At 35.8% G+C, this 14,874-nt stretch carries 12 protein-coding genes; 4 read left to right on the forward strand and 8 right to left on the reverse strand.

Annotation, left to right across the window (positions count from 1 at the left end; genetic code table 11):
* Nucleotide 1: 1 nt before the first annotated feature.
* Nucleotides 2–1,498, reverse strand: a complete 1,497-nt coding sequence (locus AC07SW_RS11875; protein ID WP_494632948.1) for a sucrose-6-phosphate hydrolase — start codon at nt 1,496–1,498, stop codon at nt 2–4.
* Between the two features lie 206 nt (nt 1,499–1,704).
* Between AC07SW_RS11875 and AC07SW_RS11880 the strand changes: the two genes are divergently transcribed.
* From AC07SW_RS11880 to AC07SW_RS11890, 3 genes are all read left to right on the forward strand, one after another.
* On the forward strand, nt 1,705–3,657 hold the full coding sequence (locus tag AC07SW_RS11880) for a sucrose-specific PTS transporter subunit IIBC (RefSeq protein ID WP_135017999.1): 1,953 nt from the start codon (nt 1,705–1,707) through the stop codon (nt 3,655–3,657).
* Complete coding sequence (locus AC07SW_RS11885) at nt 3,650–5,260, forward strand: glycoside hydrolase family 13 protein (RefSeq protein WP_494632950.1); 1,611 nt, start codon at nt 3,650–3,652, stop codon at nt 5,258–5,260. The genes AC07SW_RS11880 and AC07SW_RS11885 overlap by 8 nt, the downstream gene beginning before the upstream one ends.
* Before the next feature lie 101 nt (nt 5,261–5,361).
* Nucleotides 5,362–6,441 (forward strand): endonuclease/exonuclease/phosphatase family protein, encoded by a 1,080-nt coding sequence (locus AC07SW_RS11890; RefSeq protein ID WP_494632951.1) that lies wholly within the window; start codon nt 5,362–5,364, stop codon nt 6,439–6,441.
* 47 nt (nt 6,442–6,488) lie between these two features.
* Here AC07SW_RS11890 and AC07SW_RS11895 read toward each other — a convergent pair whose 3' ends face one another.
* From AC07SW_RS11895 to AC07SW_RS11905, 3 genes are all read right to left on the reverse strand, one after another.
* Nucleotides 6,489–8,822 carry a glycoside hydrolase gene (locus AC07SW_RS11895; protein ID WP_494632952.1) on the reverse strand — a complete coding sequence of 778 codons (2,334 nt, stop codon included), beginning with the start codon at nt 8,820–8,822 and terminating at the stop codon, nt 6,489–6,491.
* Nucleotides 8,823–9,002: 180 nt separating this feature from the next.
* Nucleotides 9,003–9,314, reverse strand: coding sequence for a heavy metal-binding domain-containing protein (locus AC07SW_RS11900; protein WP_034573164.1), 312 nt, complete (start codon nt 9,312–9,314; stop codon nt 9,003–9,005).
* A 59-nt stretch (nt 9,315–9,373) separates the two neighbouring features.
* Nucleotides 9,374–9,997, reverse strand: a complete 624-nt coding sequence (locus tag AC07SW_RS11905; protein ID WP_494632954.1) for a CPBP family intramembrane glutamic endopeptidase — start codon at nt 9,995–9,997, stop codon at nt 9,374–9,376.
* 131 nt (nt 9,998–10,128) lie between these two features.
* Between AC07SW_RS11905 and AC07SW_RS11910 the strand changes: the two genes are divergently transcribed.
* A complete protein-coding gene (locus tag AC07SW_RS11910) occupies nt 10,129–11,019 on the forward strand; it encodes a helix-turn-helix domain-containing protein (RefSeq protein ID WP_494632956.1) in 891 nt (296 codons plus the stop codon).
* A 60-nt stretch (nt 11,020–11,079) separates the two neighbouring features.
* Here the strand turns inward: AC07SW_RS11910 and AC07SW_RS11915 are convergent, their stop codons facing one another.
* From AC07SW_RS11915 to AC07SW_RS11930, 4 genes are read right to left on the reverse strand one after another with little or no spacing between them, the layout of a single operon-like run.
* Nucleotides 11,080–12,489, reverse strand: a complete 1,410-nt coding sequence (locus tag AC07SW_RS11915; protein ID WP_236707195.1) for a sensor histidine kinase — start codon at nt 12,487–12,489, stop codon at nt 11,080–11,082.
* Nucleotides 12,479–13,123, reverse strand: coding sequence for a response regulator transcription factor (locus AC07SW_RS11920; RefSeq protein ID WP_494632957.1), 645 nt, complete (start codon nt 13,121–13,123; stop codon nt 12,479–12,481). The genes AC07SW_RS11915 and AC07SW_RS11920 overlap by 11 nt, the downstream gene beginning before the upstream one ends.
* A 56-nt stretch (nt 13,124–13,179) precedes the next feature.
* Nucleotides 13,180–14,193, reverse strand: a complete 1,014-nt coding sequence (locus AC07SW_RS11925) for an LCP family protein (protein WP_135017992.1) — start codon at nt 14,191–14,193, stop codon at nt 13,180–13,182.
* Nucleotides 14,190–14,789, reverse strand: coding sequence for a glycoside hydrolase family 73 protein (locus AC07SW_RS11930; RefSeq protein ID WP_034573176.1), 600 nt, complete (start codon nt 14,787–14,789; stop codon nt 14,190–14,192). The genes AC07SW_RS11925 and AC07SW_RS11930 overlap by 4 nt, the downstream gene beginning before the upstream one ends.
* Nucleotides 14,790–14,874: the final 85 nt, after the last annotated feature.

The raw sequence follows: 14,874 nt of genomic DNA on the forward strand, positions 1-14,874 counted from the left end.
TTTATTGACTAAGTAATTCCCAGAACTTTCCTTGATAAGAACCTTTGCCAGAACCAGATAGCCACAATTGAGTTTGGTTGGCTGCAGGGAAAAGTCTTAGTGTGATTACTTTAAGTCCATTATTGATAAAAATTTCGCAGACTGAATGGTCAACAAAGATAGAAAGCTTAAGAGCCTCGTGTCTTGGAATAGTTATAGAGCGAGTATTGCCGAATTCTTCTGCGAATGGGACACCAGCTAGCGTTCTATCTACTGTTAGTTTACCAGATATTGTATCAAAAGATAGGCTTAAATAGCGTGCAGCATCCTCATCTGCAAAGAGTTTCAACTCGCCACGTTCGTCTTTTGGCAATGATAGCTCTAGTTCATAGGAAAAAGATGTATTTTCAAGTAATTGTTGTCCTGAGGGAAGGATCTGACCTTTAAAAGAAATCTCATCTTGGCGTAGTGTTTGAGTTTCAACAACAGGAAACTGATAAAGGTGCCCATCTTTAATGGATAGCTCCTTAACCAAGCTTAGACAATGTGCCCAGCCATCAGAAAAAGTAGGGTACTCAATTTCTGGAAGACCAATCCAGCTAACACTTAACGCTCGACCATCTGGTGCGTTAAAAGCTTGCGTTGCGTAAACGTCGAATCCTTCATCTAAGTTTTGAAGAGTTGTCGGATTTTCAATAGTTAACGTTTCTTTATTGAAGCGGCTTCCTAAAACGTAGGCATTTGGATAAATTGTTTGATAATCCAGTAAGGAATGATCCATACCTTGTGGACAAAAAAGTAAAACAGGTTGCTCGTCGATAAATACTAAATTGGGACATTCTACCATATAACCCATCGGTAAATCGGTGTAAGTTAAATTTCCAAGGTAGTGCCAATCATGACTATTTTCAGACTGATAAACAGCGACTCTTCCTTGTTTGTTCGTATCTTGTGCACCGATAATTGCTAAATAAGTATCTCCGTAGTTAAAAATTTGCGGATCACGAAAATCATGTGTGTACTGAGTAGTATCCGTTTCAATTAAAGGTTTTGTCATTTTTGTGAGTTGTCCCTCTTGGTCGAGCCATGCTCCCAATTGGAAAGCAGAACGATTCCAATCAGCATCGCGCACATTTCCTGTATACATTAAAAAAAGCTTGTCCTCAATTGGAAGAGCGGAGCCAGAATAAACCCCGTGGCTGTCATATGCGTTGCTTGGTACAAGTGGGATACCTTCATATTCCCAGTGGACTAAATCGGTGGAAGTCATATGAGCCCAAGATTTCAATCCATGCACGGGGCCAAATGGATAGGCCTGGTAAAATAAGTGCCACTTGCCATTAAAGTAAGAAAAACCATTTGGATCATTTAATAAACCTGATGTTGGCTGGATATGATACTGCAAACGCCAAGGTGCAGTGTTCACTTTTTCTGTTAATGCAGATAAATAGGTGGAATCCCAAGCATTGTATTTTTTGTAACGTAAATCGGTTGTCCAATTTTCAATTAACTTTGACATAAAAAAACCTCCAGTAGAAAGCGTTATCTATTTTTAGAATACGGTAGTTTTCAAAATATGTCAATCGTTTGTCATTTTTTAAAAGCTTTATATAAAGGTAACATATCGTTTTTATATTTATTAACTTAAAATATGATATACGTTTGACATAAAAATAAAATCGTGTATGATAGAACTATAAAAGCGATTTCATAGGAGGAGATAAGATGAATCACAAACAAGTTGCAAAGGATATTTTAACGGCATTAGGAGAAGATAATATTCAAGCTGCGGCCCACTGTGCGACAAGATTGCGCCTTGTTCTAAAAGACGATAGTAAAATCAATCAGCAATTATTAGATAATCAAGCGGATATCAAAGGAACGTTTAAAACGAATGGCCAATTTCAAATTATAGTTGGACCAGGGGATGTGGATGTCGTCTATGACGAACTTGTAAAGTTGACCGGTGTTCGTGAAACGTCAACAGAGGATTTAAAAGCTGTTGCAAGCGAAGGAAATAAGCCGAATCCTTTAATGGCATTTATTAAAATTTTATCTGATATTTTTGTACCAATTGTTCCAGCCTTAGTTGCTGGTGGTTTGTTAATGGCATTGAATAATTTATTGACAGCACAACATCTATTTGGACCTCAATCGGTTGTTGAAAATTTTCCAGCGATTAAAGATTTAGCAGATATTATTAATTTAATGGCCTCAGCGCCCTTTGCCTTTTTACCAATCTTAGTTGGTTTTTCAGCAACAAAACGTTTTGGAGGAAATCCCTATTTAGGTGCAGCCATGGGAATGGTGATGGTGATGCCAAGTTTAGTAAATGGATACGGCGTGGCAAATGCTATTACAGATGGAAGTATGCCTTACTGGAATATCTTTGGTTTGAATGTAGCTCAAGCAGGGTATCAAGGTTCTGTTTTACCTGTTCTGGCTGTTTCTTGGATCTTAGCAACATTAGAGAAGTTTTTCCACAAACGAATTTCAAAGGCTTTTGATTTTACCTTTACACCGATGTTAGCCATTATTATTACGGGATTTTTAACCTTTATCCTAGTCGGACCTTTGATGCGTATTGTGAGTGATGGTTTGACAGATGGACTTGTTTGGTTGTATGAAACAACAGGATTTCTTGGTATGGGGATTTTTGGTTTGTTTTATTCACCGATTGTTATTACGGGACTACATCAAAGCTTTCCAGCAATTGAAACGACTCTTTTGGCAGAAGTTGCTAAAACAGGAGGTTCCTTTATTTTCCCAGTAGCGTCAATGGCAAATATTGCGCAAGGGGCGGCTTGTTTGGCTGTTTTCTTTATTACAAAAAATGATAAACAAAAGAGTTTGGCTTCTTCAGCTAGCATTTCAGCACTTTTAGGTATTACGGAGCCAGCTATTTTTGGGATCAATTTAAAATTAAAATTCCCGTTTGTCTGTGGGATGATAGCTTCTGGAATCGCCTCTGCTTTTATCGGATTATTTCATGTTTTAGCAGTAGCAATGGGACCAGCCAGTGTGATAGGATTTATTTCCATTTCACCAAAATCAATTCCAGTCTTTATGATTTGCAGTGTCATTAGTTTTGTTTTAGCCTTTGTGTTTACTTTTATGTATGGAAAAAAAGTATTGAATGTAGAAACAGGTACATCAACAGCTCAAACAATTAATGAAGACCCATCAGAAGTGGCGCAAGGTGTGCAGGATGAAGTAATTTACGCACCTGTTTCCGGTCAAGTCGAAAGCTTACGTCAAGTAAAAGATCAAGTTTTTTCAGCAGAACTTATGGGAAAAGGTGCAGCCATTATTCCTTTAGACGGGACGATTTACGCGCCTTGTGATGGCGTGATTGAAGTGGCTTATGAAACCAAGCATGCTTATGGGATTAAATCAGCATTAGGAAGTGAGTTGTTGATTCATGTGGGAATCGATACGGTAGAATTAAAAGGTACTGGCTTTACCCAACAAGTAACCCAAGGTCAAGTAGTTAAACGAGGGGACGTATTAGGTACCTTTGATAAAGAGCACATTCAATCGGCTGGTTATGACGCTACAGTAATGGTTATTGTGACCAACACTTTGGCTTATGGAAATGTTGAAGAGATTACCAAGGAGGAAGTTGGAGCAGGTGAAGCACTGATTGCCTTAACCCAACCAGTTAAAAAAAATGACTAAAAAATGGTGGCAAGATGCAGTTATTTATCAAGTTTATCCAAGGAGTTTTCAAGATAGCAATGAGGATGGAATCGGAGACATTAAAGGAATCATCCAACGTTTAGATTATCTAGAAAAACTAGGGATTACAGGCTTATGGATTAGTCCAGTCTATGCATCTCCAAATGATGACAATGGCTATGATATTAGCGATTATCAAGAAATCCAACCGGAATATGGCACAATGGAAGACATGGATGAATTGTTGAACGAGGCGAAAAAAAGAAACATCAAAGTGATAATGGATTTAGTTGTCAACCACACTTCAGACGAACATCGCTGGTTTATTGAAGCTAAAAAAAGTAAAGAAAATCGATACCGAGATTATTATATTTGGCGAGATAAGCCAAATGAATTAACTTCAGATTTTGGTGGCTCTGCTTGGGAATATGACGAAGTTACCCAACAATATTATCTACACATCCACTCTAAAAAACAGCCAGATTTAAATTGGGAAAATCCAAAATTGCGACAGGAAATATGGAAAATGATGACCTTCTGGCTGGACAAAGGAGTAGGTGGATTTCGGATGGACGTGATTGATTTGATTGGCAAGGAGCCTGAAAAATTAATCACCAAAAATGGACCGATGCTGCACCCATACCTTAGAGAAATGAATGAACAGTCTTTTGGTCAATATGACGTTGTAACAGTGGGTGAAACATGGGGTGCGACTCCAGAAATTGCTAAAGAGTATTCGCATCCAGCACGTCAGGAGTTATCAATGGTTTTCCAATTTGAGCATATTAATTTAGATAAAGTTCAAGGACAGCGGAAATGGGATCTAAAAACCTTGAATCCAGCAGAGTTGCATCAAGTATTTTCTAAATGGCAAGTTGAACTAGGAAATGAAGGCTGGAATAGTTTATTTTGGAATAACCATGATTTGCCTAGAATCGTTTCAAGATGGGGAGATGACGGCGAGTATCGTGTAGAAAGTGCTAAAATGTTGGCTATTTATCTCCATGGAATGAAGGGAACGCCTTATATCTATCAAGGCGAGGAAATTGGGATGACAAACTATCCAATTACAGAAATTAGTGAAGTGGATGATATTGAAAGCAGACGAATGTATGAGGAGCGATTGTGCCAAGGATACGCGAAAGAATCATTAATAAAGTCGATTAATGCCAAAGGTAGAGATAACGCAAGGCATCCGATGCAGTGGGCGAATGAATTGCATGGTGGTTTTACAAAAGGAACACCGTGGTTACCTGTTCATAAAAATTCTCATACAATTAATGTAGAAAATGCCTTGGCAGATTCAAATTCAATTTTTTACACGTATCAAAAATTAATTGCGTTGCGGAAAGAAAACTCAATTTTAGTTGAGGGGGATTATCAGCAGATAGAAACAGGGAATCCTGTTGTATTAGCCTATCTACGAACGGATCAATCAACCAAATGGCTGACGATCGTCAATTTTTCAAAAGAAAGGAACTCTTATCAACTCAGCCAAAAGTATGCAGTTCAAGAAATCGTGATTTCAAATTATGAACATGAGAGAACGCATTTATTCAGTGGGAACTTAGAACCGTTTGAAGCGGTTACCGTAGTTGTTTAAACTGCTCTTTTAAGAGCAGTTTTTTTTTACTCTTCATTTAGCAAATTGAGATACATTGATGATATAATGGGATTTACTAAAGGGTGGAGGGTTTATGGAATATGAAGATAAAAAAGTTTTTGAAAATAGTTGGTGGAATGTTAGGGATTATCTTAGTAGCAGTTTTGATTTATGTCGGCTATGTTTATGTGAGCTATGCTAGACTGGATGACCAGCTCCCTACTGAAATCAAACAAAAAGCAACAGCTACAAAAATAGTTCAAAATAAAGAATATAACGTTACGACCTTTAACATCGGTTACGGTTCCTACAGTCCCGAATACACTTTTTTTATGGATGGTGGAAAAGAATCAAAAGCGTATAGCAAAGAAAGTGTATTAACCAATGTAAATGGTGCAGCAAAAACCATTCAAAATGCTAATCCAGATTTTGCACTGTTTCAAGAAGTAGACGTAAACGCAACACGTAGTCGAGGAATCAATGAAATCAAACAACTAAGTCAACGTTTCCCAACCTATTCAAGAAGCTATGCAACCAATTACGATTCAGCGTACTTGATGTATCCTATTTTTGATCCGATTGGAAAATCAAAATCTGGAATTGTCACAATGAGTGATGTTCAAATAACCGAAAGCACGCGCTACAGTTTGCCGATTGAAACAAATTTCAATAAGTTTTTTGATTTAGACAGAGCCTTTACGGTCTCGAAGATACCCGTAGAAAATGGGAAGAATTTAATGCTTTATAATGTTCATTTATCTGCCTATATGAAGGATAAAAAAGTACAAAAAGAACAGATTGCCAAATTATTTAATCATATGGAGGCCGAATATAAAAAAGGGAACTATGTTATTTGCGGTGGGGACTTCAATCATGATTTATTAGACACATCCTCAGAGGTATTTGATAATAATCAAGAGGAAGAGTACACATGGCTGCAAGCATTCCCTAAAAAAGACTTGCCAAAAAATTTATCCCTAGCAGAACTTAGTGACGTGAAAACGCCAGTTCCAAGTGTCCGCAATTTAGATAAACCCTATGAAAAAGATAAATCTTTTGTTGCGGTGATTGATGGCTTTATTATTTCGGATAATGTAACGAATCGTCGTACCAATGTGATTGATGCGGGATTTGAACATTCAGATCACAATCCAGTTGAAATGACATTTGAATTGGATTAAGTAAAAAGATCCGCAAACCAGTTTAATTGGTTTGCGGATCTTTTTACTTAATTTCCTTTAATCACTGTTTCTTTTCCATCATTTAGAACAAGAGCTGTTTGAGCAGCAACCTTCACACCATCAGCTTCATAATCAGTATCAGAAAAATTAGCGATGACAGACAGTTTATCTCCAAACTGTGTTTTTTGGACTAAACGATCAGCTGTTAACATACTGAAATCAGTCATTTCATGTTGTAAAGCTGCTTTTTGGAACGGCGACCAAGTTTTAGCATTTTGGCTTAAATCAGATTTATGTTCTTCCCAGCTTGCTTTATCTAAATGGGCCATCGGCGGAGTGTTATATAAATATTCTGTCATACGACGCTCGCCAACTTGATCCTTGATTTTGTAGCTATCCCATTCCCAATGATGAGACGTAATAACAGAACGATTGTAGACAAGTTTATACAGTGGTAGCGAATAAACAGGATCTGTGTAAATAGCTTTATATTCTTCTTTGATAGGGACTACTTTATTGTATTTGCTAGGGATGCCGCCATCAAGAGCAGCGTAACTTCCAACATAATAGGGGCTGTCTTTATTTTCACGCATGTCAGGATCTGACCACATAATTACGGGTGTTTCTAATCCATGAGCAAAAACCATTTCTTTTGAGGCAAAATCATTTCCACCCTCAGAGCCAACGACCATTCCTTGTTGATCGAAATAATCCATTCGTTGTAAACGTCCAGCGACATCTTCGCTTTTAGTTGTTAAGTGATCTTTACTGTAATCATTATAAATTTCACCTGCAGCATCGGTATCTAAAAACCAAGAATTAAAGGGAATTTTATTTTTAACGATGCCAGTAAAGCGCTCTTTGACATCTGGGAAAATAAGCGTTGGATTTAACTTACGTCCTTTACCTAAGAAACCAGCCACTTTGTCACCATTTTTTTTGGAAACCGTTGCTTGCTCGTAAAGCTCCTTATTAGGAAAAGAAGCTGTGTTCCAGTCAATACTTGCATTTTCTTGAATCGATTGATAAGAATCATAGGGGCCAACTAAGTAGCCTTGGTCATTTGCTGTTTTAACCATCGTTGGATTCATCAAGCCATTCGCCCAATTTGGCAAACCAATCCAAGCATTTTCAATGCCACTGGCTTTCATATCTTTTAAAACATCCGTAGAAGAAGCTTGTCCCCATGAATTAAGTTCTGGTGTCAAATCCGAAAGAACCCCAGCTAATAAATGTTTATTTAGCGTGTAGCGTTCTTGTTCACTCAGGGAATCAATTCCTTTATCCAGTAACTGCTGAGCTATTTTATCAGGATTTTTAAAAATAGCATCGTTGTAAAATTGAGGATAAAGTAAGGTATAATTAATCGCTGTTAAAATAGTATTTTTTTCAAATGTATACCCTTCATGATTTTTGAAGGCAGCTAGCGCATTTAAATATTCTTCGGAACCATCTTCGCCATATTGATCCAATAGTTCGCCAATCCATTTAAAAATAGGTTCGTCGACTTTATCGGGAAGCTTGTTCCATTTGATATCTTCGGTATTTAAAATACGATTGTTCCAATAATAAACTTGAATCGCACCTGCCATTTTTTTGATTTCAGGATTTTTTTCAGCTTTTTCATCAAGGGTTTTAAATTCCCCACGCTCCATCCGGTCCATTTGATAGGTTTTGGCAATTGCAACAGGATCATTATCGGTTACATATAAACGGTAGTTCAAGGTTTTATTTGGATTAAACCCAATAAAATGATGCGCATTTTCAAGTGTTAAATGAGGCTCTGTTTGAGCAATCAAATCACTATCAAAAGTATTGTCCATCACAAAAGTAGTAGCGAATTTTTGTTGATTGGTTGTGAAAAAGTTCATTGAAAAAGACTCACTCATAGCTAATTCGTCATTTTGTTTAAAATAAGCTAGCCAATCTTTTTGGTCATTGGGAATGGTCTTTCCTTCAGCAATAGGCAACGTATAGTTTGTTGCGTCTAGCTTTGGCCAATTAAAGGTGCGGTCTTCTTTATCTGAACTTGTGATGGAAATAGCCAGATGATTCGCTTTTTTCTGAATGTCAATGTGCATTTGTTCGGTTGGATAAGTCCAACTGATCTGCTTTTTCTCTTTTTTTAAATCGGTAACTTTCTTAGCTTCCAAAGGTTGTGCAACAATTTCCTTCGTCCCATTTTCTGTGATTGCTACTTGAAAGGTTTCAGGAACAACATCAAAATCAAATTCCTTTTTCGCGTAGGATTTATTTTTTTCGACCTCTTTGTTTACGACAGCAGCGTCAACCGTTCCAGCTTCTTTTGAATTTGCCAAACTACAGGCAGGTAATGACAGTGAAATCATTGCTAAACTTAAATACACTCCAAATTTTTTCATAATTGTCCTCCTTTAAGATGGACTTAGTGTAGCAAGGGAATGTTACAGAAAAATGGCGAAGGTAAAGTAAAGATGATAAAGGAGGATTGAATGGATTGTGTATTTTAAATAAAAAAAATTCCCCATCTCTCTATTTAAAATAAAGAGATGGAGAAAGAGTAAAATGATTCAGATAAAAAATTATTTGTATTTTACGGCTGTTCCATAAGCTGCAACGGACTGCATATCTGTTCCAATCGAACCGGAATCAAAGCGCATCATCACAACGGCGTCTGCTCCCATGTCCTTAGCATTTTGTTTCAAGCGTTCAATCGCTTTTTCACGAGATTCTTCCAACATTTCCGTGTAGGCTTTTATTTCACCACCTACAATGTTTTTCAAATTAGCGCCAATATTTTTAAATACATTTTTGGATTGTGTAGTTAGTCCAAAAACTTCCCCGATTACTTCATAGTCTTTTCCTGGTATCGCTTCAGTAGTTGTTATTAGCATGTAAATCCTTCCTCTCTTGTCGTTGATTTTAGAAATGATAGAACAGAATTATATCATACCTACATGATAGATTGCGCCACAAATAATGCAATGATATCTACTAGCATATGGGCTACCCAAGAGCCCCAAATACTATTTCCTGTTTTCAAATAAATGAAGTTAAAAATAATTCTAGCAACACCTTGCAAAAGTAAAACATGCAATACGGTTGAAAATAGACTGCCATCCCAATATGGAATCACATGCAGTAAACCAAAAATTACAGCACTTATTAGTGTACTTATAGTGACAGACAATCCTTTTTTTCGGGCAACTTCTAAAATACCTATGCCCAACAACTCTTCTCCCATTAACATAATAGGAAGCATGAAGATGAGTTCGTTAAGATGACCAACTGCGGGACTACTTGCCCAATGTAGTCCAAGTGTTTTTGCAATTACGCCGACGACAATTCCAACAACAAAATAAAGCAGAACACCTAATGGAATAACCCACAATTTTTTTGGAAAATGAAACGATTCACGTCCAGTAGCACCAAAAACAATTATCCAAGCGATCGCTCCTCCAACAAATAGTCCCCACCAAGCCCAACTGTAAACCATGAGTAAGGTAAATCCTACCAATAATAGAAGGGAACCGATAATGATTTTTCTTCCAGATAAATTTTCTTTTAATTCATACATAGTGATGCTCCTCCTTGTACGTAATACTTACACGACTTATTATAAATAAAAAAAGCAATAAATGCTTAAAAGTACCTTATTTAACACTTTTATTTTATAATAGTTAGTAAAAAAGAGAAAAGAGTGATATTTTGACATACGGTGAGTTAATTCGAGAAATTAGAATTAAAAAAAATATAACGCAAAAATACTTATATCAATCGATTATGTCAAAATCATATGCGATTCGATTTGAACAAGGAAAACATGAAATTTCGTTTTTTTTGTTCAATCAAATTTTAGAAAAAATCCCAATGGAAGTAGATGAATTTCTGTATATTTACAATCACTACCATGAGTCTCAATCGGAATCTTTTTATAATGAATATGGACATTACGGAAATATAAATGATATTACGGGTCTAGTGAACTTGAAAAATAAAATCAGCAACGCAGTCGATAACAATCAGATTAACTTAAAAATAGCTGAACTGACTGCTCGAATAGATCAACTAAATGATTATAATGAAACTGGGTTATATAGCAAAGAAAAGATAGATGAACAAGCCTTAAATCTAATTACGGCACATTTAGAAAATATACAAGATTGGACAATTGACGAACTGCGCTTTTTAGCCAACACGATTGACTATATTGATTATAAAGAACGGCTCGATTATTTTAAATTGCTACTTCCAAAAATCAGAAAATATAAAGAATTTGGGAGAGGGAAAAAAGTTATCTGTACATTACTAATCAATGCTGTTCGCGAATCGATTCTGTTGCTTGATATTGAAACGGCTAAAATCCTTTTGAAAGAGTTAGATTATTTTTCTAACGGGATTGAAGAACTTTTCTTTAGAATTAGTTATTTTTATTACATTGGCTTAATTTTAATTTATGAAAATGAGTTGCTTGATGGTGAAAAAAAAGTAAACAATGCAATCGATACTTTAGAAAATTTGGAATTCCATTATCAAGCCAATTTGTTTAAAGAAACCTATACTCAATTTAAAAAAATAGTTGCTATGCAGGAACACTAAAATAATGTGAGCTCTCTTTTTATTAAAAATGAGGGTTCACATTATTTTTTAGCTATAAAATTAACTGTTTTTTGTTTCATTTTTATGAAAAGTCAACGTAAATACTAACAAATGATGAACTAATTTTGCTTCAATACTGAATCCATGTTCTTCCATAATTGATTTGATAATCGGCAACCCTAACCCCGTCCCTGATAAATCTTTGTTTCGAGACTTTTCATAAACGTAAAAAGCTTCCCAAAGTTTATCTACATCGAATCCAGTCGGTAAGTTTGTTTGATTGCTAATAGAAAATTCAATCAATGTAGCAGTTTCTCGCCAAGTTACTTGGATTTCCTTATCGGTTGTGTATTTAATACTATTTGTTAGAAGGTTATCGAAAACACGTTTAATAAGTGTTGGATCAGCTTCAATAGTAGATAAGGGTTGATCCGTTTTGGCTTCTAATAATAAGATATGCTCTTTTTTCATCATCGGAGTTAACGCCATAGCACTTTGATTCCAACACTCACTTAGCTGAAGGGAATTTTTTTGAAGAGGCTGGGATTCAAGCTTGGCATAGGTTAACATTTGGTCTACGATTTCATTTAGACGTTGGGTTTGTTGCAAGATAACGCTGAGATAGGTCCCATCATCTAAACCGTCTTCAATTCCTGAACCATAGGCTTTAATCACTGCAATCGGAGTTTTTAGTTCATGGGTCAAATCCGCTGTAAATTGCTTTAATTGTTTATTAGTAGCTAATAAATTTTGTTGGTAACGTGCAAGTGCGTGACTCATTTTATTGATGCTGATGGCTAATTCACCAATTTCATTGCTAGGGATATCTGTCGTTGTGACAAAGGTTAACGTAGAAATTTCTTCAGCAATGGTTTTTAAATTAACTAAAGGATCAGTTATTTTTTTTGCAGAAAAATAAATTAAGACAATAATAATAAGCAAGGTCACGCTTAAAGAGATTAAATTGAAGGTATTAATAATTTCAACGGTTTCTGTAAAATCCACTGTTGAAACGCCAACGAGATAAAAAGTGTCCTTCATCATTGCCATCTCTACTAAGAAGCTTGATTTTTGTTTTCCTTGATCGAAGATTCGCTGGATAGATGAAGGGCTTTTTTGAAGTTGAGTTAAAGTTTCTTCAGTAATCCAAAACCGATTTAAGGCAACTCTTTTGCGATTAAGTTGTGTATTTAAAGCTTCATTAAAATCATCAATGTTGGCAGGGTCATTTTTTAACTTTAAAATAGTTACTTGTTGGGTATTTTCTAACTGATTTAATGCATCTGTTGTTCTTTTTGTATCAGGTAAGGCTTTAATAGATGTCATCACCTGACTTACTTTATCTTCCATTTTTGAAAAATAGTAATGAGGCAAAATCAAGGTGTTGAGAAGAAACATTAAAATAAAACTAGCAATTAAAATCGACGATAGAGTCACGGTTAACGTAGTACTTATTTTTTTAGATTTCATTTTCAATGGTATATCCCACTCCTCGTTTTGTATGGACGATAGAGGGTCCGACTTTTTCCCGGAGTCGTCTGATGTGAGTGTCGACAGTTCGTTCAACGCCATCATATTCCATTCCCCACACGCCAATTAACAATTGTTCTCTGGTTAAAATAGTGCCACGATTTTTAAAAAGCATCATCAATAATTCAAACTCTTTTTTCGTTAAATCGATGGTTTCATCTTTTTTCCAGACTTTCATATTGGTAGGATCAATCATCAAATCTTGAATGAGAATTGTTTGAGCCAAACCTAATAATTTTTTGATGCGCAACATTAAGACTTGCGGATGGAAGGGCTTCGTGATGTAGTCATCGGCGCCACTTGTTAATGAAAGAAACTCGTCAGCACCTGTATTTTTTGCAGTCAACATCAGCACTTTTACAGGACTTTCTGCTTTAATCGTTTTGGTGACTTCGATGCCATCTATTTTAGGCATCATCCAATCAATAATGGCTAAATCAATTTTTTTTTGATAAAAAATATCTAGGGCTTCTTCACCGTTGGATGCTATAAATACAGTGAAACCATCTTTTTTTAAATAAGCACTGACAATATGGACAATTTCTGGACTATCATCGGCAATTAAAATATTCATTGAGTAACTTCCTTTCAAAAAAAGATAGAATCCAATTAATGGATTCCATTCTTTCCTTAATTATACTGGCTTTCCTTAGTACTTGTAAACTGATACTCTTTTTTATCACGCTCATCAACATCATCTAATTTTAAAGAAACTCTCAAACGATGGCTGATAAAATCAAGACTGTCTGGAAATAACTCCACCATACTTGCACCATCTATTGTAACATCTCCCCAGTCAAAGACATAAGAAGTAAAATGATAAGGTTTCCCTAAGGCAGTTTTCCCTAAATCAAGGATATCGTTAAATGTTAAATCAGTTTTCATGTTTTTGCCAATAACGTTTAAAATACTTGAATATTGCTTAATTGATCCAGTGTCCATTGCTTTTTTTGCGATAGCTTCAAGAACAAGTTGCTGGCGTTCGCCACGCTTGACGTCATTATCGATATGTCTAGTTCTTGCCAGTGCTAATGCCTCTTCACCAGTCAAATGCTGTTTTCCTTTTTTTAAATGAACTTCACCATTTCCAAGAGTATTGGTGTCCGTAAAAGTAACGGGAACATCAACCTCAATACCGCCCAATTGATCAACGATTTCAAGAAATGAATTAAAATTGAAGGTAGCATAATAATCAACGGGAGCATTTAACAGCTTCTCCACTGTTGGAACCGTGATTTCCTCTTGTCCATAAGCGTAGGCAGCGTTGATTCTTGTTTGATAAGTAGTTTGCTTTGTTTTTATTGTTGTATAGGTATCACGAGGAATACTGACCATATCAACCGTATGATTTTTAGGATTTATAGTCAAATAAATTAGAGCGTCTGTCCGAGAACTGCCTAAATTACGTTCACTCGTATCATCAATTCCCATCAATAAAACAGAGAATGGATCTTTCTTTGAAAGTGATTTTTTAGTTCCTTCATCTCTTTTTAATTGCTGAAAAGAATGATCAATAGTTTGCTTCGTTTGGGTTAATAACTTAGCGCCATAAACAGCACAACTCGTTAGAGCAATTGCTAAAATAATAATGCTTCCAAACAGAAATTGACGACGTCTTTTTTTGATAGTAGTTCGTTTGTTCATGATAAACTCCTTTGTTGGTCATATTTATTTAACTTAAACTGCTCAATCAGTTCGATTAATTTTTCTGCATAATGAGGGTCAGTGGCATAGCCACCATTTTGTAAGGCGTAAGCTGCTTCTTTGTAATCCGTACTAGTTTTAACAGCTTCATACGTTCCGCCATTTAGAAAATCAATGTGATCCACCATGGATTCTTGGATAGTGTCATATTTTTTAAAGCTAGCCTCAATTGTAATACGTTCTCCATTTTCAAATTCATCAGTTGGAAGAGTGCTAGATTGATCGTTGAAACTTCCTTTGATTCCAAATAGATTATGAGAATCAACTGCCAAATCACTTCGTCCCCAGTCAGATTCTAAAATTGCTTGAGCAATTGTGATACTTGCAAATAAGTTTGTTTGCTGTTGAAGAGCTTGGGCTTCCAAAACTATTTCATCAATGAATTTTTGTTGATAAGCTGTTGAATAGTCATGTTGTGTGAGTGGTACTTCCTTTTTTTGTGTGTTATTTAGAACGAAAGATAGACAGAGTAAGAGAGATAATACAAGGAAAATAATCGGTAAGAATTTTTTTTTCGTGATACTTAAAGGTGCCATAAATAAGATTCCCCACTTCTTTTGTAGTTGTTAAAAAGAGTATAGGATGTGAATGTTACAAAAGAATGGCGAAATCAATAATAGG

It is taken from the genome of Carnobacterium sp. GW821-FHT04C06 (assembly GCF_059420345.1).

Bases quoted from the DNA above. Each gene is read 5' to 3' on its own strand.
- AC07SW_RS11895 (WP_494632952.1), bottom strand. From the start codon at position 8,822: ATGAAAAAATTTGGAGTGTATTTAAGTTTAGCAATGATTTCACTGTCA.
- AC07SW_RS11930 (WP_034573176.1), bottom strand. From the start codon at position 14,789: ATGGCACCTTTAAGTATCACGAAAAAAAAATTCTTACCGATTATTTTC.
- AC07SW_RS11875 (WP_494632948.1), bottom strand. From the start codon at position 1,498: ATGTCAAAGTTAATTGAAAATTGGACAACCGATTTACGTTACAAAAAA.
- AC07SW_RS11890 (WP_494632951.1), top strand. From the start codon at position 5,362: ATGAAGATAAAAAAGTTTTTGAAAATAGTTGGTGGAATGTTAGGGATT.
- AC07SW_RS11905 (WP_494632954.1), bottom strand. From the start codon at position 9,997: ATGTATGAATTAAAAGAAAATTTATCTGGAAGAAAAATCATTATCGGT.
- AC07SW_RS11880 (WP_135017999.1), top strand. From the start codon at position 1,705: ATGAATCACAAACAAGTTGCAAAGGATATTTTAACGGCATTAGGAGAA.
- AC07SW_RS11885 (WP_494632950.1), top strand. From the start codon at position 3,650: ATGACTAAAAAATGGTGGCAAGATGCAGTTATTTATCAAGTTTATCCA.
- AC07SW_RS11915 (WP_236707195.1), bottom strand. From the start codon at position 12,489: ATGAAATCTAAAAAAATAAGTACTACGTTAACCGTGACTCTATCGTCG.
- AC07SW_RS11920 (WP_494632957.1), bottom strand. From the start codon at position 13,123: ATGAATATTTTAATTGCCGATGATAGTCCAGAAATTGTCCATATTGTC.
- AC07SW_RS11900 (WP_034573164.1), bottom strand. From the start codon at position 9,314: ATGCTAATAACAACTACTGAAGCGATACCAGGAAAAGACTATGAAGTA.
- AC07SW_RS11925 (WP_135017992.1), bottom strand. From the start codon at position 14,193: ATGAACAAACGAACTACTATCAAAAAAAGACGTCGTCAATTTCTGTTT.